This is a genomic window from Variovorax sp. GW821-FHT09D04 (assembly GCF_059416405.1).
Genome location: NZ_JBWKPA010000002.1, coordinates 60,272 through 78,749, shown reverse-complemented (window position 1 = coordinate 78,749; position 18,478 = coordinate 60,272). Strand labels below are relative to the sequence as shown.

At 69.3% G+C, this 18,478-nt stretch carries 18 protein-coding genes; 11 read left to right on the top strand and 7 right to left on the bottom strand.

What is annotated here, in order from left to right; all coding sequences use genetic code 11:
- The first annotated feature begins 245 nt into the window (after positions 1–245).
- The 7 genes from AC07O4_RS06530 (at position 246) to AC07O4_RS06500 (ending at position 7,476) form a co-directional block, all read left to right on the top strand.
- Positions 246–1,415 carry an ROK family protein gene (locus AC07O4_RS06530; RefSeq protein WP_139705568.1) on the top strand — a complete coding sequence of 390 codons (1,170 nt, stop codon included), beginning with the start codon at positions 246–248 and terminating at the stop codon, positions 1,413–1,415.
- A complete protein-coding gene (locus AC07O4_RS06525; protein WP_492745678.1) occupies positions 1,412–2,947 on the top strand; it encodes a sugar ABC transporter ATP-binding protein in 1,536 nt (511 codons plus the stop codon). The genes AC07O4_RS06530 and AC07O4_RS06525 overlap by 4 nt, the downstream gene beginning before the upstream one ends.
- Complete coding sequence (locus tag AC07O4_RS06520; protein WP_492745682.1) at positions 2,913–3,941, top strand: ABC transporter permease; 1,029 nt, start codon at positions 2,913–2,915, stop codon at positions 3,939–3,941. Before AC07O4_RS06525 ends, AC07O4_RS06520 begins: the two co-directional genes overlap by 35 nt.
- Positions 3,942–3,985: 44 nt before the next feature.
- Positions 3,986–4,951 (top strand): substrate-binding domain-containing protein, encoded by a 966-nt coding sequence (locus AC07O4_RS06515; protein ID WP_139705524.1) that lies wholly within the window; start codon positions 3,986–3,988, stop codon positions 4,949–4,951.
- Between the two features lie 37 nt (positions 4,952–4,988).
- A complete protein-coding gene (locus AC07O4_RS06510; protein ID WP_495304460.1) occupies positions 4,989–6,119 on the top strand; it encodes a Gfo/Idh/MocA family protein in 1,131 nt (376 codons plus the stop codon).
- A 52-nt stretch (positions 6,120–6,171) separates the two neighbouring features.
- On the top strand, positions 6,172–6,882 hold the full coding sequence (locus AC07O4_RS06505; RefSeq protein ID WP_495304057.1) for a phosphatase PAP2 family protein: 711 nt from the start codon (positions 6,172–6,174) through the stop codon (positions 6,880–6,882).
- Between the two features lie 69 nt (positions 6,883–6,951).
- Positions 6,952–7,476 (top strand): DUF3617 domain-containing protein, encoded by a 525-nt coding sequence (locus AC07O4_RS06500; protein WP_495304056.1) that lies wholly within the window; start codon positions 6,952–6,954, stop codon positions 7,474–7,476.
- A gap of 18 nt (positions 7,477–7,494) precedes the next feature.
- On the opposite strand, the gene trxC is transcribed toward AC07O4_RS06500, so the two are convergent.
- From trxC to AC07O4_RS06480, 4 genes are all read right to left on the bottom strand, one after another.
- Positions 7,495–7,944, bottom strand: coding sequence for a thioredoxin TrxC (gene trxC, locus AC07O4_RS06495; protein ID WP_070063801.1), 450 nt, complete (start codon positions 7,942–7,944; stop codon positions 7,495–7,497).
- 61 nt (positions 7,945–8,005) lie between these two features.
- Positions 8,006–8,536, bottom strand: coding sequence for a TPM domain-containing protein (locus tag AC07O4_RS06490; RefSeq protein ID WP_070063861.1), 531 nt, complete (start codon positions 8,534–8,536; stop codon positions 8,006–8,008).
- A 5-nt stretch (positions 8,537–8,541) separates the two neighbouring features.
- The gene (locus tag AC07O4_RS06485; RefSeq protein WP_495304054.1) at positions 8,542–9,471 is read right to left on the bottom strand and encodes a TPM domain-containing protein; all 930 of its coding nucleotides are present in this window, start codon (positions 9,469–9,471) and stop codon (positions 8,542–8,544) included.
- Positions 9,472–9,483: 12 nt separating this feature from the next.
- Entirely contained in the window at positions 9,484–10,083 is a 600-nt protein-coding gene (locus AC07O4_RS06480) for a LemA family protein (protein WP_172438430.1), read from the bottom strand.
- A gap of 47 nt (positions 10,084–10,130) precedes the next feature.
- Between AC07O4_RS06480 and AC07O4_RS06475 the strand changes: the two genes are divergently transcribed.
- The 4 genes from AC07O4_RS06475 to AC07O4_RS06460 all read left to right on the top strand — a co-directional run bounded on the left by AC07O4_RS06475 (position 10,131) and on the right by AC07O4_RS06460 (position 13,078).
- On the top strand, positions 10,131–10,934 hold the full coding sequence (locus AC07O4_RS06475; protein ID WP_492745445.1) for a hypothetical protein: 804 nt from the start codon (positions 10,131–10,133) through the stop codon (positions 10,932–10,934).
- Positions 10,935–10,986: 52 nt separating this feature from the next.
- Positions 10,987–11,439 carry a YybH family protein gene (locus tag AC07O4_RS06470; RefSeq protein ID WP_062481770.1) on the top strand — a complete coding sequence of 151 codons (453 nt, stop codon included), beginning with the start codon at positions 10,987–10,989 and terminating at the stop codon, positions 11,437–11,439.
- Between the two features lie 81 nt (positions 11,440–11,520).
- Entirely contained in the window at positions 11,521–12,537 is a 1,017-nt protein-coding gene (locus tag AC07O4_RS06465) for a YheT family hydrolase (RefSeq protein WP_492745447.1), read from the top strand.
- The gene (locus AC07O4_RS06460; protein ID WP_492745448.1) at positions 12,530–13,078 is read left to right on the top strand and encodes a DUF2946 family protein; all 549 of its coding nucleotides are present in this window, start codon (positions 12,530–12,532) and stop codon (positions 13,076–13,078) included. Before AC07O4_RS06465 ends, AC07O4_RS06460 begins: the two co-directional genes overlap by 8 nt.
- Positions 13,079–13,169: 91 nt before the next feature.
- Here AC07O4_RS06460 and AC07O4_RS06455 read toward each other — a convergent pair whose 3' ends face one another.
- The 3 genes from AC07O4_RS06455 to AC07O4_RS06445 all read right to left on the bottom strand — a co-directional run bounded on the left by AC07O4_RS06455 (position 13,170) and on the right by AC07O4_RS06445 (position 18,475).
- Positions 13,170–13,775, bottom strand: coding sequence for a c-type cytochrome (locus tag AC07O4_RS06455; protein WP_062481762.1), 606 nt, complete (start codon positions 13,773–13,775; stop codon positions 13,170–13,172).
- A 115-nt stretch (positions 13,776–13,890) separates the two neighbouring features.
- Entirely contained in the window at positions 13,891–15,315 is a 1,425-nt protein-coding gene (locus tag AC07O4_RS06450) for an efflux transporter outer membrane subunit (protein ID WP_492745450.1), read from the bottom strand.
- Entirely contained in the window at positions 15,308–18,475 is a 3,168-nt protein-coding gene (locus AC07O4_RS06445; protein ID WP_062481757.1) for an efflux RND transporter permease subunit, read from the bottom strand. Before AC07O4_RS06445 ends, AC07O4_RS06450 begins: the two co-directional genes overlap by 8 nt.
- Positions 18,476–18,478 lie beyond the last annotated feature (3 nt).

Sequence of the window (18,478 nt, the reverse complement as noted above, 5' to 3'; positions counted from 1 at the left end):
AAGCCGCTGCCCTCGGGCAGAAGCAAAGAAAAAGCCGCCTCCGGGCGGCTTTTTTTCGTCCGTCCCAGCCGGGATGAAGATGTGTTCGATCTGAAATAGGTCGAAGTTCAGCCTTGCCCGGCTGAAGATGCCCTCCTAGTATTCGCCTTCGCCCGGCGACCGGTGCTTTCTTAACCGGCGCCTTTCCCACAAGAAGAGCGGAGACAACACGCGTGGCACCCTGGAGCGGCATCACGACCGACGAAATGCGGTTGCTGGAATCGACCTTCTGGTCGGCCGGCGGCTCTCGCCATGCCATGGCCGAGCAGCTGGGCTTCTCCAAGAGCAAGGCCAACGCGCTCATCGCCGGCCTGGTCGACCAGGGCCTGCTGGCCGAGGCCGGCCTGCAGCGCTCCTCGGGCGGTCGCCGCGCCGAAAACCTCCAGCTCAATGCCGAACTCGGCGTGCTCGTCGGCATCGACATCGGCGCCACCAGCCTCGATGTCGCGGTGCTGCGCCCCGACCTCACGGTGCTCGCCCAGCACGAGGAAGCGGCCGACGTGCGCGAAGGCCCGGCCGTGGTGCTGGCCCGCGTGCGCGTGCTCATGCGCGAACTGCTGGCCCGCTGCGGGCAGGGCCCGCGGAACGTGCTGGGCATCGGCATCGGCGTGCCAGGCCCCGTCAACTTCGAGATCGGCCAGCTCGTGAACCCGCCGCTGATGCCGGCGTGGGACAGCTTCTCGATCCGCGACTACCTGCGCGAGGACTATGCGGCGCCGGTGTTCGTCGACAACGACGTCAACCTGATGGCGCTCGGCGAGCTGTGGCGGCTGCGGCGCTCGCTCTCCAATTTCCTCGTCATCAAGATCGGCACCGGCATCGGCTGCGGCATCGTCTGCCACGGCGAGGTGTACCGCGGCGCGGCCGGCTCGGCCGGCGACGTGGGCCACATCTGCGTCGACCAGGAAGGCCCGCGCTGCCATTGCGGCAACCTGGGCTGTGTCGAGGCGATGGCGGCGGGCCCCGCGATCACGCGCATGGCGATGCAGGCGGCCGAAGCCGGTGAAAGCGCGACGCTCGCCGAATGCCTGCGCACGCGCGGGCGCATCGACGCCTTCGACGTGGGGCAGGCCAGCCGCGGCGGCGACCCGGCGGCCAACGCCATCATCCAGCGCGCGGGCAGCCTCATCGGGCAGATGCTCGCGTCGGTCGTCAACTTCTTCAACCCGTCGCACGTGTTCATCGGCGGCGGCATCACGCGCATCGGGCCGCTGTTTCTCGCGGCCGTGCGCCAGAGCGTCTACCAGCGCTCGCTGGCGCTGTCGACGCGGCACCTCGAGATCCAGTACACGCCGCTGGGCACGCAGGGCGGCCTCGTCGGTGCTGGCGTGCTGGCGATGCAGGAAACGCTCAAGGCCCGCGGGGTGGCGCCATGACGAACGCCGTGGCAACCAAGGGCAGCGTGGCCGTCGAGTTCGACGGCGTGGTGAAGGCCTTCGGCCCCGTGCAGGTGCTGCACGGCGTGAGCTTTGCGCTCGCGCCGGGCCGCGTGTACGGGCTGCTGGGCGAGAACGGCGCGGGCAAGTCCACGCTGATGAAGATCCTGTCGGGCTACGAGTCGCTGACCAGCGGCACCTTGCGCATCAACGGCCAGCCGCAAAGCTTCACGAGCTCGCGCGATGCCGAGGCGCTGGGCATCGTGCTGATCCACCAGGAGTTCAACCTCGCCGAAGACCTCAGCGTGGCGCAGAACATCTTCCTCGGGCACGAGAAGAAAAAAGGCTGGCTGCTCGACGACGCCGCGATGGAGCGCGATGCTGCCGCCGCGCTCGCCGCCGTCGGCCTGGCCATCGACCCGCGCACCAAGGTACGTCGCCTCATCGTCGCCGAGAAGCAGCTCGTCGAGATCGCGAAGGCCATCGCCCGCCGCGCGCGCCTGCTCGTCATGGACGAGCCCACCGCCACGCTCACGCCCGGCGAGACCGAGCGCCTGTTCAAGCTCATCGCGCAGCTGCGTGCCGACGGCGTGACCATCGTCTACATCTCGCACAAGCTCGACGAGGTGGAGCAAGTCACCGACGAGGTGATCGTGATGCGCGACGGCCGCTTCGTGGCGCGCGCACCGACGCCCGAGGTCTCGCGCCAGCAGATGGCCAACCTCATGGTGGGCCGCGAACTCGCCGACCTGTACCCGCCGCGCGATCTCGTCGTGGCCGCCGACAAGCCTGCCCTGCGCGTGCGCAATTTCAGCGTGCCCGGCTGGGCGCAGGACGCGAGCTTCGAGGTGCGCCCCGGCGAGATCCTCGGCTTCGCGGGCCTCGTCGGCGCGGGCCGCACTGAACTCTTCGAAGGCCTGCTCGGGCTGCGCCCCGCCAGCGGCAGCGTCGAGATGCGCGGCGAGCCCGTGCCGCATGGCAAGGGCTGGCGCAACCCGCGCGATGCCGCGAAACACGGCCTCACCTACCTCAGCGAAGACCGCAAGGGCAAGGGCCTGCACGTGCACTTCGGCCTGCGCCAGAACCTCACGCTGATGGCGCTCGAGCGCTACGCGCAGCCCTGGCTGAAGCCCGACGCGGAGCGCGCGGCGCTCGGCGAGGCGGTGAAGGACTACGGCATCCGCACCGGCTCGCTCGACGTGCGGGCCTCGTCGCTGTCGGGCGGCAACCAGCAGAAGCTCGCGCTCGCCAAGGTGCTGCAGCCACAGCCCAAGGTGGTGGTGCTCGACGAGCCCACGCGCGGCGTGGACATCGGCGCCAAGCGCGACATCTATTTCCTGATCCAGCGACTCGCCCGCGAAGGCCTCGCGGTGATCGTCGTCTCGTCCGAGCTGATGGAACTGATCGGCCTGTGCCACCGCGTCGCGGTGATGCGCGCGGGCCGGCTCGTTGTCACGCTCGACGCGACCCACCTGACTGAAGAGGAGCTCATCGCTCATGCCACCGGAACCGCAGACACCCACGCAGCCTGACGCCGCTCAGCAGCCACACCGCAGCGAAGGCAAGCCGCGCTGGACCGAGCGCCTGCACGGCCTCGGCCCCGTCATCGGCCTCGTGCTGCTGTGCATCGCGGGCACGCTGCTCAACGGCGACTTCGCCACCGTCGACAACGCGATGAACGTGCTCACGCGCACCGCCTTCATCGGCATCATCGCGGTGGGCATGTGCTTCGTGATCATCTCGGGCGGTATCGACCTGTCGGTGGGCTCGATGGCCGCGCTCATCGCGGGCAGCGTGATCATGTTCATCAACTGGGCCGGCCCCGCCTCGGGCTCGCCGCTGATGGCGGTGATGATGGGCGCGGTGCTCGCCGTGGTGCTCGGCGCGCTGTTCGGCCTGGCGCACGGCCTGCTGATCACCAAGGGGCGCATCGAGCCCTTCATCGTGACGCTGGGCACGCTCGGCATCTTCCGCGCGTACCTCACGTACTTTGCCGACGGCGGCGCGCTCACGCTCGACAACGAGCTGTCCGATCTCTACGCGCCCGTGTACTACGCGAGCCTTGCGGGCATCCCGGTGCCGGTGTGGGTGTTCGTGATCGTCGCGATCATCGGCGGCGTCATCCTCAATCGCACGGCCTACGGGCGCTACGTGCAGGCCATCGGCTCCAACGAACAGGTGGCGCGCTACGCGGCCGTGGACGTCGACCGCGTGAAGATCCTCACCTACGTGCTGCTCGGCGTGTGCGTGGGCATTGCCACGCTGCTGTATGTGCCGCGCCTGGGCTCGGCCTCGCCGACCACGGGCCTGCTGTGGGAGCTCGAAGCCATTGCCGCGGTGATCGTCGGCGGCACCGCATTGAAGGGTGGCGCGGGCAGCATCACCGGCACGGTGGTGGGCGCGATCCTGCTCTCGGTCATCAGCAACATCCTGAACCTCACCAGCATCATCAGCGTGTACCTGAACGCTGCGGTGCAGGGCTTCGTGATCATCGTCGTCGCGTTCCTCCAAAGAGGCCGGCGCTAGTTTTCCGTTCGTTCCGTTCCACCACCAAAGAGGAGACATCCAGCATGACGACTTTCACCCGACGCCTCGCGCTCACGGCGGTTGCCACCGCAGCGTTCGCCGCCAGCCTGCCCGCGCTTGCCGCGGACAAGGTCAACCTCGGCGTGTCGATTCCCGCGGCCACGCACAGCTTCATGGGCGGCATCAACTACTGGGCCAACCAGGCGAAGAAGGACCTTGAGAAGCAGCACAAGGACCTGAAGATCACGATCAAGACCGCCGCCAACGCGCCCGAGCAGGCCAACCAGCTGCAGGACCTGTCGACGGTCACCAAGATCAACGCACTCGTCGTGTTCCCGTTCGAATCGGCCGCGCTCACCAAGCCGGTCGCGCAGGTCAAGGCCAAGGGCGCGTACGTCACCGTGGTCGACCGCGGCCTGACCGACACCAGTGCGCAGGATGCGTACGTGGCCGGCGACAACACGGCCTTCGGCAAGATCCCGGCCGAGTACATCGTGAAGCAGCTCGGCGGCAAGGGCAATGTGGTCGCCCTGCGCGGCATCGCCACCACGCTCGACAACGAGCGCATGGACGCCTTCAACGCCGTGCTCAAGGGCAGCCCCGACATCAAGCTGCTCGACGCCAAGTACGCCAACTGGAACCGCGACGACGCCTTCAAGGTCACGCAGGACTACCTGACGCGCTTCAAGAGCATCGACGCCATCTGGGCCGCCGACGACGACATGGCCGTGGGCGTGCTCAAGGCCATCTCGCAGGCCAAGCGCGACGACATCAAGATCGTGTTCGGCGGCGCCGGCGCCAAGGACATGGTCAAGACCATCATGGACGGCAAGGACAAGCGCATCACGGCCGACGTGAGCTACTCGCCCAAGTTCATCTACGACGCGATCAAGCTCACGGCCGAGGCACGCCTGAAGGGCGAGAAGCTGCCGGCGACCACGATCATTCCGTCGGTGCTGATCACCAAAGAGAACGCGAAAGATTTCTACCATCCCAATTCGCCGTTCTAAGGTGACCGAGATCGCTTCACGTCCCCTGCGCTGCGCCATGGTCGGCGGCGGTCGCGACGCCTTCATCGGCGCCGTGCACCGCAAGGCCATGGCGCTCGACGGCCAGATCGCGCTGGTCGCCGGCGCGCTGTCGTCGAGCCCGGACAAGGCGCGCGCCTCGGGCCGCGACCTCGGCCTGGCCGACGACCGCAACCACGGCGACTGGCAGGCGCTGCTGGCCGACGAGCTGAAGCGCCCGGCCGATGAGCGCATCGACTTCGTCTCGATCGTCACGCCCAACCACGTGCACTACCCGGTGGCGCAAGCCTTCGCGGAGGCGGGCTTTCATGTGGTGTGCGACAAGCCGCTGGTGCACACGCGCGCGCAGGCCGACGCGCTGGTCGCCACCGTGGGCAAGCAGGGCACGGTGTTCGGCGTGACCTACAACTACACCGGCTACCCGATGGTGCGGCAAGCGCGCGAGATGGTGCGCACGGGCCAGATCGGCGAGGTCCGCAAGGTCGTCGTCGAATACAACCAGGGCTGGCTCGCCAGCCATGTGGAAGCCGCGGGCGGCAACAAGCAGGCCGACTGGCGCACCGACCCCGCGCGCAGCGGCGCGGCGGGCGCCATCGGCGACATCGGCTCGCACGCCGAGAACCTCGTGGCCACCGTCACCGGCCTGGAGATCGAGAGCCTGTGCGCCGACCTCGGCGCGCTGGTGCCGGGCCGCCTGCTCGACGACGACGGCAGCCTGCTGCTGCGCTTCCAGGGCGGCGCGCGCGGCGTGCTGGTGGCCTCGCAGATCAACACCGGGCTGGAGAACGACCTGCGCCTGCGCGTCTCCGGCACGCTGGGCACGCTCGAATGGCGTCAGGAGCAGCCGAGCCAACTGGTGCACCTGCCGCACGACGGGCCCCGGCGCGTGCTCACGCGCGGCGCGCCCTGGCTGTGCGAGTCGGCGCGGCGCGCGAGCCGTCTGCCGGCCGGCCATCCCGAAGGCTTCATCGAGGCGTTTGCGAACGTCTATGCGGGCGTGGCGGCGGACATCCGCGCGCGGCTCGCGGGGCAGGCGGCCGATCCGCTGGCGGCGGACTATCCGCGCGTGGAAGACGGGGCGCGCGGCGTGCGCTTCATCGAGCGCACGGTGGCATCGGCTGGAAGCGAATTAAAGTGGACGCCCTGGTAGCCGCGCACGGGCCCCGTTGAAACGAGGCGAGGCCGCGGCACCAGCGGCCGCCATGACGCACTCCTCCTCATCTTCTTCTTTCGACGCCCCTTCGCCTCAGCCTTCATGGCCGCGCGCCCTCTGGCAGCGCTGCCGGACGCTGTGGCTGCTCAAGCTGGCCGGCAACACCGTCGCCACGCTGGGCTTCTTCCCGCTGTACTTCTGGGTCATGCACCACGCCGGGCCGGCGTGGGTGCTGCCGCTCACGGCCGTCGACCGGCTGATCGCGTTCTGGCCGGCGATGCTGCCGGTGTACCTCACGCTGTGGGCCTATATCGCACTGCCGGTGCTGCTGGCCAAGGACCGGCGCGAGCTGAACACCATCGCCATCGGCTGCGCGGTGATGACGGCGATCGCATTGGCCGTGTTCTGGTGGATGCCCACGGCGATCCCGAACTTCACGATCGACGCCGTGCCGGGCTCGTCGCTGCACTTCCTCAAGACCTTCGACGCGGCGGGTAACGCCTTTCCTTCATTGCATGTGTCGTTCTCGGTGTTCGCCTGCATGGTGCTGGGGCGGCAGCTGCGCGAAGCGGGTGCGCCGGGCTGGTTGCGGCTGCTCAACCTCGCGTGGGCCGTGGCCATCGTGTACTCGACGATGGCCGTGCGCCAGCATGTGCTGATCGACGTGTTGGGCGGCCTCGGGCTGGGCCTGGCGCTGGGCTTCGCATTGCGCGAGCGCCCATCGGCGGCTTTGGCCCCGGTCGCGGCGCGCGCGGCGTAGACCGATCGCGGTATTCCGCCGCGCGGGCGCCGACGGTACAAAGCGGCATCGCCGTCCACCGAGCCCGCCATGACCTGTCGCCTGTTCTCCCTCGCTGCCGCCGCCTGTCTTCTCGCCGGCCCCGCGCTGGCCATCGACTACCCGGCGCGCAAGCCGGGGCTGTGGGAAATCCAGACCGGCGAGGGCGGCGCGGCCACGGCCAAGGCGCCGGGCCAGACGATCCAGCAATGCATCGACGCGGCCACCGACAAGGCGATGCGCGAGATGGGCCAGGGCATGGGCAAGGACATGTGTTCCAAGCAGGACCTGCGCCTCGAAGGCGTGAAGCTGGTCATCGACTCGGTCTGCAAGATCGGCCCCACCACCGCGACCTCGCGCGCCGTGATGAGCGGCGACTTCAGCAGCGCCTACCGCGTCGAAAGCAAGTCGACCTACAGCCCGCCACTGATGGGCCGCACCGAGGGCACGAGCGTGATCGACGCCAAGTGGGTCGGCCCCTGCAAGCCGGGCCAGAAGCCGGGCGACATGGTCATGGGCAACGGCATGAAGATGAACATGCTCGACGCGATGGCGAAGATGCCGCCGCGCAAGTGAGCGCGGCCGGTGGTCGGATCAGCCCGCGCCGTTCGCCTTGACCCAGCGCACGATGTCGGCCGCGCCCATCGCGCCGGCCTGCCGCGCGACCTCGCGCCCGCCCTTGAACAGCGCCAGCGTCGGGATGCTGCGGATGTTGAAGCGCGCGCCCAGCGCCTGCACCGCCTCGGTGTCGACCTTGGCCAGCCGCACCTGCGGTTCGAGCTGGGCCGCCGCCTGTTCGTAGGCCGGCGCCATCTGGCGGCAGGGGCCGCACCAGGGCGCCCAGAAATCGACCAGCACGGGAATCTCGTTGCGCGCGATGTGGCGATCGAAGGTGGCCACGTCGGGCAGTGCGGTGGAGTGGCCGGTGAACAGCGGGCGGTGGCAGCTGCCGCAGTCGGGCGCGCTGCCCAGTTGCGCCGTGCGCACGCGGTTGGTCGTGTGGCAGTGCGGGCAGACGATGTGCAGCGATTCGGATTCGGTCATGCCCGAAAAATAGGGGCCGTGTGCGCGGATTGCAAGGCGCCAGCGCCGAGGGCGCCGGGCCTCAGAGCACCACGGGCGCGTCGGGCAGCTCGTTGGTGTCGGGCTGGTCGTCGGCCAGCGGGAAGTGGGCCATCAGCAGCGCCGACACCTCTTCCAGCGCCAGCGTGATGCCGTCCTCGAAGCGGCCTTCGCGGAAGGCCACGGCCATGCGCTGCGTCATGGCGGCCCATTCGGCGGAGCCCACATGGGCGTCGATGCCGCGGTCGGCCACGATCTCGATCGCGTGCTCGGCCAGCAGCAGGTAGATCAGCACGCCGTTGTTGTGCGCCGTGTCCCACACGCGCAGCTTGCCGAACAGCGTCACGGCGCGCTCCCGGGGCGGTGCGTGGCGCCACAGGTAGGACATCGGCAGGCCGGCCTCGACGCAGATGCGGATCTCGCCGCTGTGGCGACGCTCGCTCGCGGCCACGCGGCCCGCGAGCCGCTGCATCGCGTCGGCCGGCAGCACGCGGCGCACGGCGGCTTCGTCGGTCCAGCGATGCCGCCAGATGCGGCCGAGCTTGGAGAAGAGCGTGGGGTCTGCAGTTGCCATGAGGTTCACCAGTCTCCCGACGCGCCGCCGCCGCCAAAATTGCCACCGCCGCCGGAGCTGAATCCGCCGCCACCACCTCCGCCGCCGCCGCTGCTCCAGCCGCCGCCACCGCCACCACTGCTCCAGCCACCCCCGCCGCCACCGCCTCGGCCGCCACGACCGGGGCCGAAGCCGGCAAGGCCCGAGAACAGCGAGACCATGAGCGCGATCAGCCCGGCGATCACCGCGATCACGGTGCTGGTCGTGAGGAAGAACGCGACCACGCCGATGCCGCCGCCCATGGCGACCGAGCCCATCGTCTTGCCCAGGATGGCGCGCGCGATCGGCGCGCCGACGAAGACGCCGACGAACAGGAAGATTGCGAGGTTCTCCCAGTCGAAGCCATCGCTGCTGCTGCCTCCGCTATTGCTGCGCGAAGGCTCGGGCAGCGGCTCGCCGTCGACCAGGCCGATGAGCCGGTCCACCGCCGCGTTCAGGCCGCCCGCGAAGTCGTTGTTGCGAAAGCGCGGCTTCATCTCCTCGTCGATGATGCGCACCGCTGCGAGGTCGGGCACCGCGCCTTCGAGCGTCTTGGCGGTGGCGATGCGCATCTTGCGATCGTCCTTGGCGACGATGACCAGGAGGCCGTCGCCCACGCCCTTGCGGCCGATCTTCCAGGCGTCGCCCACGCGCTGCGCGTAGCTCGCGATGTCTTCGGGCGCCGTGGTCGGCACCATCAGCACCACGATCTGCGAGCCCTTGCGCTGCTCGAAGGCCGCGAGCTTGGTCTCGAGGCCCGAGCGCTGCGCGGCGTCGAGCGTGCCGGTCTGGTCGATCACGCGCGCCGTGAGCGTGGGGATCGGCAGCAGGCCCTGCGCCAGCGCGGGCAGGCCGGCCCATGCGAGGGCCGCGATGAAGATCGCTGCCAGTGCGCGGCGGATCAGGGCTGCGGCCATCGGCGCCGCTTCTTACTTCTTGGGGGTGCTGAAGTCGACCGTGGGCGGCGTCGAGATCTGGGCTTCGTTCTGCACCGAGAAATTCGCCTTCGGCTTGTAGCTGAAGACCATGGCCGTGAGGTTGGTCGGGAAGCTGCGCGCGAGCACGTTGTACTCCTGCACGCTCTCGATGTAGCGGTTGCGTGCCACGGTGATGCGGTTCTCGGTGCCTTCGAGCGTCACGCGCAGGTCGCGGAAGGCCTGGTTGGCCTTGAGGTCGGGGTAGCGCTCGGCCACCACCATGAGCCGCGACAGTGCCGACGACAGCTCGCCCTGCGCCTGCTGGAACTTGTTGAAGGCCTCGGGGTTGTTGAGCGTCTCGGGCGTCACCTGGATCGAGGTGGCCTTGGCGCGTGCCTCGATCACCTTGGTGAGCGTGTCCTGCTCGAAGCTGGCTTCGCCCTTCACGGTGGCGACGATGTTCGGCACGAGGTCGGCACGCCGCTGGTACTGGTTGAGGACCTCGCTCCAGGCCGACTTGCTGGCCTCGTCGAGGGACTGGAACTGGTTGTAGCCGCATCCGCTGAGGGACAGGACGGCCGCGAGAATCAGGAACCAGCGCTTCATCATCATTTGCATTACCTCCGCAGAAGGAGGCCGAAGTTAGCATAGATGGGGTCATGGCCCTCGATCCCCTCCACGCCCTGCAGGCCGCGAACCGCGCGGTCCCACCGGCGGCCGCGCCGCCCGCCGGCACGCTGCTGATCGCGGGTGCGACCGGCGCGTTGGGCCAGGAGCTGCTGCACCGGCTCGCGGGCCGCCACCGCTTCCAGCGCACGCGTGTGCTGGCGCGCGAGCCCATGCACGACGGGCTGCCCGGCGTCGAGACGGTTCTGTGCCCGGCGTTGCCGATCGCGCAGTGGCCGCCGGTCGCGGCCGACGTGGCGGTGGTCGCCTTCGACCCGCCGCGCCTGTACCACGGCCGCGAACGCGCGCTGTGGCACCCCGAGCCCGCCGACCTGCCCGAACTGGCGCGCTGGCTGCGCGCCAGCGGCGTGCGCACGCTGGCCATCGTGCAGCCGCACGACCGCGGCCGGCTGCCCGAGGCGCTCAAGCGCGGGCTGGCCAGCCTCGACGAGCAGGCCGTGGTCGCCTGCGGCTTCGAGCGCGTGATCCTGCTGCGCTCGGCGCGCAAGCCGGCCGACGTGCGCCTGGCCAACCTCGGCGAGCGGTTGGCCGCCTGGATGCTGTCGATCATGCGGTTCATGGTGCCGGCCAACGAGCAGCCGGTGCGTGCGCCCAAGATGGCCGAGCTGGTCGACCTCGCGCTGCGCGTGGCGCCGCCCGGCGTGCACGTGGCCGCGCCCGAGATGGTGTGGCAGGCCGCGCAGGGCGCCACCGAGGCGGCGGCGCGCGCGTGGCTGATTCCGGCGTCCACCCCCGAAGCACCCACGGCCGGGTCGCCTGCTGCCACATGGCCGTGACATGGGCAGGGCAAAATCCGGCCTACCCCCTTCGCTCTCGCCCTTCACCGCCATGCCCAAGACCCCTTTCCGCGCCGCCGCGGCCATCGGCGGCACTGCCGACGATGTCGAGGCCGCCTTCTATGAAGCGCTGCAACGCGGCGATGTCGATGCGCTGATGGCCTGCTGGGCCGACGAGGACGAGGTGTTCTGCGTCCACCCGGGCGGCCCGCGGCTGGTGGGCGCGGTGGCGATCCGCGCGGCCTTCGAGCAGATGTTCGCCAACGGCGCCATCCATGCGACGCCGGCGCGCGTGCGCAAGATCGAGTCGCTGGCGAGCGCCGTGCACAACGTGCTGGAGCGCATCGAGGTGCTCACGGCCGAGGGGCCGCGCCATGCCTTCGTGCTGGCCACCAACGTGTATCACAAGACCGCGCAGGGCTGGCGCATGGTGGCGCACCACGCGAGCCCGGGCAGCGCGCGCGAGCCCGACGACGCGAACGATCCGCCGCAGGTCCTGCACTGAGTCCTGCTTCGAGCGATGGCCTCTCCCTTTCCTTCTTCCTCTTTCTCACCGAATTCCGCGTCGCCCGCCGCGCACGATGCGATGGGCTACGACGCCCCGCGCTGGCTGCCCGGCGGCAACCTGCAGACCATCTGGGCCGCGCTGTGCGCGCGCCGCTTCGACGGGCCCGCGCCGGTGTACCGCCGCGAGCGCTGGACCGCGCCGGACGGCGACTTCATCGACGTCGACTTCGTCGATGCGCCGCAGCCCGGCCCCCGGCCGCTGCTGGTGCTGTTCCACGGGCTCGAGGGCTCGTCGCGCAGTCACTACGCCGAGGCCTTCGCGGCTTTCGCTGCGTCGCGTGGCATGGCCTTCGCGGTGCCGCACTTTCGCGGCTGCAGCGGCGAGCTGAACCTCGCGCCGCGCGCCTACCACTCGGGCGACCACGAGGAGATCGACTGGATCCTGCGGCGCATGCACGCGCAGCACGTGGTGCAGGGCGGCGGCGGGCCGGTGCTGGCGGCCGGCGTCTCGCTGGGCGGCAATGCGCTGCTGCGCTGGGCCTGCGAGGCCGGCGAGAGCGCGCGGGCCTCGGTCGACGCGGTGGCGTCGGTGTGCGCACCGCTCGACCTGGCGGCGGGCGGCGAGGCGATCGGGCGCGGTTTCAACCGGCTGGTCTACACGCGCATGTTCCTCGCGACGATGAAGCCCAAGGCGCTGGCCAAGCTGGCGCAGTTCCCGGGTCTGTTCGACCGCGACCGGCTGATGGCGGCGCGCGATCTCTACGACTTCGACGACGTGTTCACGGCCCCGCTGCACGGCTTTCGCAACACCGACGACTACTGGGCGCGCGGCTCGTCCAAGCCGCTGCTGGGCGCGATCCGCGTGCCCGCGCTGGTGGTGAACGCGCGCAACGACCCCTTCATTCCGGCCCGCAGCCTGCCGGGGCCCAGCGAGGTCGGGTCGCACGTCACGCTGTGGCAGCCCGCGGGTGGCGGCCACGTGGGCTTTCCGCTTGGCCTGCCGCCGGGGCACGTGGGCGGAATGCCCGAGCGCGTAGGAGGGTGGCTGGCCCACCACCTCTCGTCGACGCGGGCGCAAAATACGGCCCATGGATGACATCGTCAAACAGGCATTGGCCAAGTGGCCGAACGTGCCGCACTGCTACGGCTGGCTGGGTCTGGACGCGCGCGGCAACTGGTACATGCGCGACGACCGCACGCAGGCGCAGGGCCCGTTTCGCAGCGCCAAGGGCTCGATGCTGCGGCACGACAAGCTGATCGACTTCATCCACCGCAACTACGAGCACGACGCCGACGGCCAGTGGTTCTTCCAGAACGGGCCGCAGCGCGTGTATGTCGAGCTGGAGGCGGCGCCGCTGGTGTGGCGCGTGGCGCAGCAGGGCGCGAACGCGTTCACAGTCACGGCCCACACGGGCGTGCCGGCCGAGGTGTCGGGCTGCCTGCTCGACGAAGAAGGCCGGCTCTATCTCGTGGCCCCGGCGGGGCTCGGGCTGGTGCACACGCAGGACGTGGGCATCGCCGCCGAGGCCGTGGAGCAGGGCGTCTGGACGCCGGAGCCGGTGCGCGCGGCCGACCTGCCGGGGCGCTTCGGCCATGTGCTGAGCCCGGTAGAACGCCATGCAGGCGTGGCTGTATAGCTACTGAAAAGATAGCAATCCGGATCGTCCGGACGTAAAAAAACCGGCCTGAGAGCCGGTTTTTTCATGGGCGCGAGGCGCCGTCGATCGCTTACTTGGCAGGCGCGCTGGCCGCAGCCGATGCCCCTTCGGCCGGCGCGGCGGCCGCTGCCGGACGGTCCGGCACCGGGAACTTGGCGCCACCGGCGTTGGCCAGGTACACCACGGCACGGCCGATTTCGATGTCTTCGAAGTCGCCGCCGCCCTGGGCGGGCATGGCGCCCTTGCCCTTGAGCGCGTGCTCGAGCAGCGTCGCGTAACCCTGGCCGATGCGCGGGCCCCAGGCTGCGGCGTCGTTCAGGTGCGGGGCGCCGGGGATGCCGGGTGCGCCGTGGCAGGCCACGCACTGGGCCTTGAACACGGCATCGCCAGCGGCCAGCGGCCGGTTGGCGTCACGGATCTCGATGGAGCCGACCTTCTTGAGGCGTTCGGCCACTTCACGGTCGCGCGATTCCTTGGTCACGCCGTAGAGCGCCATGTTGTCGCCCTCCGCGGTACCGGCGGGCTTGGTGCCCGAGACCACATAGGACACGAGGCCCACGATGATCAGGATCGGAATGATGAAAGAGAAAAATACCGCGAGCAGCAGTTGCTTCGGGTTCTTGATCGGGCCGGTATGGGCTTCTTCTGTGGCCTGGTTGTGCGGGTCTGCGCTCATGGCGTCCTCAATAACGGGGGGCTCGTCGGGGGCTTTTTCTAACCAACCGGCGATTATAGAGAGGCCCTTTGCCCGCGCGGGCAATTGACCTCTCCATATCGGACGCGCAGGTGTCTCAACCGTTGTTGCGTGTGGCCCAGCCGCCACCCAGCGTCTTGTACAGCGTGACCTGGTTCTGCAGCTGCAGCAGGCGCGTGGCCACGGCCGATTGCTGCGCCGTGAACAGCGAACGCTGTGCGTCGAGCAGGTCGAGCGCGCTGGCGATGCCGTTGCGATAGCGCAGGTCGGAGAGCTTGTAGCGCACCGCCTCGGCGTCGGCCTGCGCGGTCTGCGCGCGCGCCTGCTCGCCCAGCGTGGCGCGGCCCGCGAGCGCGTCGGCCACTTCGCGGAAGGCGGTCTGGACCGACTTCTCGTACTGCGCCACCGCGATCTCGCGCCCGGCCTTGGCCGAGTTGAGTCCCGCGATGTTGCGGCCCGCGTCGAAGATCGGCAGCGTGACCGTGGGCGCGAAGCTCCAGGCCTTGGTGCCGCGGTCGAACAGGTTCGAGAACTCGCTGCTCGCGGTGCCGATCGAGCTCGTGAGCGACACGCGCGGGAAGAAGTTCGCACGCGCTGCGCCGATGTTGGCGTTGGCCGCGATCAGCTGCTGCTCGGCCGCGCGGATGTCGGGCCGCTCGGTCAGCAGGTCGGAGGGCAGGCCGGCCGGCACGTCGGGCATCGGGCGGATGCCCGCGAGTCCCTTGGTGCCGCCGGCGGTGGCCTCGGCCGGCACCGGTGCGCCCAGCAGCAGGGCGAGTGCGTTCTCGTCCTGCAGGCGGGCGCGCTGCTGCTGCGCATAGGCGGCGCGCGCGGTCTCGGCCTGCGAGTTCGCGGCCTGGAAGTCGATCTCGGACGACACGCCGTTGTCGAAGCGCAGCTTGGTCAGGCGCACCGATTCGTCGCGCGTGACCATGGTCTGGCGCGTGATCTCGAGCAGCTCGTCGTCGGCCAGCAGCGTGAGCCAGCCGCTGGCCACGGCCGCGATCAGGCTGATCTGCGCGGCCTTGCGCGACTCTTCGGTGGCCAGGTACTGCGACAGCGCCTGGTCCTTCAGCGCGCGGATGCGGCCGAAGAAGTCGAGCTCCCACGCGGTGAAGCCGAAGTTGACTGCGTACTGCGAGGCCACGCTGCCCTGGCTGGGATCGATCGCCTGGTAGGCGTTGGGGCTCGAGCGCGAGCCCGTGCCCGTGAGGCCGAGTGCCGGGAACAGCGCCGAGCGTTCGATCTGGAACTGCGCACGCGCCTGCTCGATGTTGAGCACCGACACGCGCAGGTCGCGGTTGTTCGCCAGCGCCGTCTGGATCAGGCCCGTCAGGCGCGGGTCGGTGAAGAAGTCCTGCCAGGGCAGGGCGGCCGCAGCGGGACCCGACGGCTGCGCCGGGTCACCCGGGTAGGTCGTCGGCACCGGCGCCGCGGGGCGCTCGTAGGTCGGGATCAGCGAGCAGCCCGCCAGCAGCATCGCTGCTGCCAGCACGGTAGGGATCAGAGGTTTCTTAGTCATGGTGTGTGGTATCTCCCGTGATGCCGGCAGCTGCCGCATGCCGCTTGTCGGCCTCGTGCTGGCGCGCGCTGCCCTTGAACAGCGTGCGCACCACCACGAAGAACACCGGCACGAAGATCACGGCCAGGACCGTGCCGGTCACCATGCCGCCGAGCACGCCGGTGCCGATGGCGCGCTGGCTCGCCGAGCCTGCGCCCGAAGCAAGGACCAGCGGCAGCACGCCCAGGCCGAAGGCCAGCGAGGTCATGATGATGGGACGGAACCGCAGGTGCGCGGCCTCGAGCGCGGCCTCGACCACGCCGCGGCCCTGCGCCTGCAGGTCTTTCGCGAACTCGATGATCAGGATCGCGTTCTTCGCCGACAAGCCGATGATGGTGATCAGGCCCACCTGGAAGTACACGTCGTTGGAATAGGCGCGCAGCATCGTCGCCACCAGCACGCCCAGCACGCCCAGCGGCACCACCAGGATCACCGACAGCGGGATCGACCAGCTCTCGTACAGCGCGGCCAGGCAGAGGAACACCGCCAGGATCGCGAAGCCGTACAGGATCATGGCCTGCGAGCCGGCGAGCTTCTCTTCACGCGACTGGCCGGTCCACTCGAAGCCGAAGCCTTGCGGCAGCTGGCCGGCGAGCTTTTCCATCTCGGCCATGGCCGCGCCCGTGCTCTGGCCCGGCGCCGCGTCGCCGCTGATGCGGATGGCGGGGTAGCCGTTGTAGCGCACGGTCTGCGTGGCGCCCGAGACCCACTTGGTGGTCGCGAAAGCCGACAGCGGCACCGGTTGGCCCTTGGTGTTGACGGCGTTCAGGCGCAGCAGGTCGTCCGGCTGCATCCGTGCCGGCGCATCGGCCTGCACCACCACGCGCTGCAGGCGGCCGCGGTTCGGGAAGTCGTTGATGTAGCTCGAACCCAGCGAGGTCGACAGCGCGCTGTTGATCGCGTCGAAGCTCACGCCCAGGGCGTTGGCCTTGTCGCGGTCGATGTCGATCTCCAGTTGCGGCGCGTCTTCCAGGCCGTCGGGGCGCACCTGCGCGAGGATCTTGCTCTGCGAGGCCATGCCCAGCAGCTGATTGCGCGCGTTGATCAGCGCCTCGTGGCCTGCGCCCGCGCGGTCTTGCAAGCGGAAGCTGAAGCCGCTGGCGTTGCCCAGTTCGGGAATCGGCGGCGGGCTCAGCGGGTAGATGAAGGCGTCGCGGATGCCCGACAGCGCACCGAAGGCACGGCCGGCCAGCGCACTGGCCGAGTTGGCCGGGTCCTTGCGTTCTTCCCAGTCCTTCAGCGTCACGAAGGCGAGGCCCGCGTTCTGGCCCTGGCCGGAGAAGCTGAAGCCCATCACGCTCACGATGCTCTGCACTTCAGGCTGCTTCAGGATGAAGCCTTCGACCTGCTGCATCACCGACAGCGAACGCTCCTGCGTCGCGCCCGGGGGCAGTTGCACGTTCACGATGATGTTGCCCTGGTCTTCTTCGGGCAGGAACGAGCTCGGCAGGTGCGTGTAGAAGTACGCGACGGCGCCGATGATCGCGGCGTAGATCACGAGGTAGCGTGCGGCGCGGCGCAGGATGCGCGCGACCACGCCTTCGTAGCCCTTGGCCGTGCGAGAGAAGCCGCGGTTGAACCAGCCGAAGAAGCCGCGCTTCTCATGGTGGTGGCCGGCTTCCACCGGCTTGAGCAGCGTGGCGCACAGCGCCGGTGTGAGCGACAGCGCCATGAAGGCCGAGAAGCCGATCGAGGCCACCATCACCGCCGAGAACTGGCGGTAGATGTTGCCGGTCGAACCCGCGAAGAAGGCCAGCGGCACGAACACCGAGATCAGCACCACGGTCACGCCGATGATGGCGCCCGAGATCTGCTGCATCGCCTTGCGCGTGGCGTCGAGCGGCGACAGCCCCTCTTCGCTCATGATGCGCTCGACGTTCTCCACCACCACGATGGCGTCGTCCACCACGATACCGATCACCAGCACCATGCCGAACATGGTGAGCACGTTGATCGAGAAGCCCAATGCGAGCAGCGTGGCGAAGGTGCCCAGCAGCGCGATCGGCACCACGATCGTCGGGATGATCGTGTAGCGCCAGTTCTGCAGGAACAGGAACATCACCAGGAACACCAGCGCGATGGCCTCGAACAGCGTCTTCACCACTTCGGAGATCGAGATCTGCACGAAGCGCGAGCTGTCATAAGGAATGTCCCACTTCACGCCCTTGGGGAAGTAGCGCTCCAGCTCGGCCATCTTGGCGCGCACGGCCTTGGCCGACTTCAGCGCGTTGCCGGTGGGCGTGGGCTGCACGCCGATACCGACCGCGGGCACGCCGTTCAGGCGCGCGGAGGTGGCGTAGTTCTGGCCGCCGAGTTCGACGCGCGCCACGTCCTTCAGGCGCACGGTCGAGCCGTCGGTGTTGGCGCGCAGCACGATGTTCTGGAACTGCTCGACGCTGTTGAGCTGGCCGTTCACCGTGACCGTGGCGGAGATCGCCTGGCCGGGGATGTTCGGCAGGTCGCCGAGCGTGCCCGAGGCCACCTGGGCGTTCTGCGCGCGGATCGCGGCATTCACGTCGTTGGCCGATAGGTTGAAGCCTTGCAGCTTCGCCGGGTCGATCCAGATGCGCATCGCGTTCTCGGAGCCGAACAACTGGGCCTGGCCCACGCCGTCGATCCGCTGCAGTTCCGGCACGATGTTGCGCGCGGCGTAGTCACCGAGCGCCACCGGGTCGAAGTCGGGGTTGTCCGAGGACAGCATCGCGAACAGCAGGAAGTTGTTGCGCGACTTGTCCACGCGCACGCCCTGCTGCGTCACGGCCGAAGGCAGCCGCGGCGTGGCGCGCGAGAGCCGGTTCTGCACGTCCACCTGCGCGAGGTCTTCGTTGGTGCCGGCCTCGAAGCTGATGGTGATGGCGCCGGTGCCGTCGGCCTGGGCCACCGATTCCATGTAGATCAGGCCGGGCGAGCCGTTCATCTCGCGCTCGATCACGGACAGCACGCTGTCCTCAAGTGTCTGCGCGGACGCACCGGGGTAGGCGACGTTGATCACGATGGCCGGCGGGGCCACCGGCGGGTACTGCGAGATCGGCAACTGCGTGATGGCAACGCCGCCCACCACGATGATGAACAGTGCGATCACCCACGCGAAGATAGGTCGGTCGATAAAGAATTTGGCCATGCG

Coding starts and splice junctions, on each gene's coding strand:
- AC07O4_RS06530 (WP_139705568.1), top strand. CDS start 246: ATGCGGTTGCTGGAATCGACCTTCTGGTCGGCCGGCGGCTCTCGCCAT.
- AC07O4_RS06525 (WP_492745678.1), top strand. CDS start 1,412: ATGACGAACGCCGTGGCAACCAAGGGCAGCGTGGCCGTCGAGTTCGAC.
- AC07O4_RS06520 (WP_492745682.1), top strand. CDS start 2,913: ATGCCACCGGAACCGCAGACACCCACGCAGCCTGACGCCGCTCAGCAG.
- AC07O4_RS06515 (WP_139705524.1), top strand. CDS start 3,986: ATGACGACTTTCACCCGACGCCTCGCGCTCACGGCGGTTGCCACCGCA.
- AC07O4_RS06510 (WP_495304460.1), top strand. CDS start 4,989: ATGGTCGGCGGCGGTCGCGACGCCTTCATCGGCGCCGTGCACCGCAAG.
- AC07O4_RS06505 (WP_495304057.1), top strand. CDS start 6,172: ATGACGCACTCCTCCTCATCTTCTTCTTTCGACGCCCCTTCGCCTCAG.
- AC07O4_RS06500 (WP_495304056.1), top strand. CDS start 6,952: ATGACCTGTCGCCTGTTCTCCCTCGCTGCCGCCGCCTGTCTTCTCGCC.
- trxC (WP_070063801.1), bottom strand. CDS start 7,944: ATGACCGAATCCGAATCGCTGCACATCGTCTGCCCGCACTGCCACACG.
- AC07O4_RS06490 (WP_070063861.1), bottom strand. CDS start 8,536: ATGGCAACTGCAGACCCCACGCTCTTCTCCAAGCTCGGCCGCATCTGG.
- AC07O4_RS06485 (WP_495304054.1), bottom strand. CDS start 9,471: ATGGCCGCAGCCCTGATCCGCCGCGCACTGGCAGCGATCTTCATCGCG.
- AC07O4_RS06480 (WP_172438430.1), bottom strand. CDS start 10,083: ATGATGATGAAGCGCTGGTTCCTGATTCTCGCGGCCGTCCTGTCCCTC.
- AC07O4_RS06475 (WP_492745445.1), top strand. CDS start 10,131: ATGGCCCTCGATCCCCTCCACGCCCTGCAGGCCGCGAACCGCGCGGTC.
- AC07O4_RS06470 (WP_062481770.1), top strand. CDS start 10,987: ATGCCCAAGACCCCTTTCCGCGCCGCCGCGGCCATCGGCGGCACTGCC.
- AC07O4_RS06465 (WP_492745447.1), top strand. CDS start 11,521: ATGGGCTACGACGCCCCGCGCTGGCTGCCCGGCGGCAACCTGCAGACC.
- AC07O4_RS06460 (WP_492745448.1), top strand. CDS start 12,530: ATGGATGACATCGTCAAACAGGCATTGGCCAAGTGGCCGAACGTGCCG.
- AC07O4_RS06455 (WP_062481762.1), bottom strand. CDS start 13,775: ATGAGCGCAGACCCGCACAACCAGGCCACAGAAGAAGCCCATACCGGC.
- AC07O4_RS06450 (WP_492745450.1), bottom strand. CDS start 15,315: ATGACTAAGAAACCTCTGATCCCTACCGTGCTGGCAGCAGCGATGCTG.
- AC07O4_RS06445 (WP_062481757.1), bottom strand. CDS start 18,475: ATGGCCAAATTCTTTATCGACCGACCTATCTTCGCGTGGGTGATCGCA.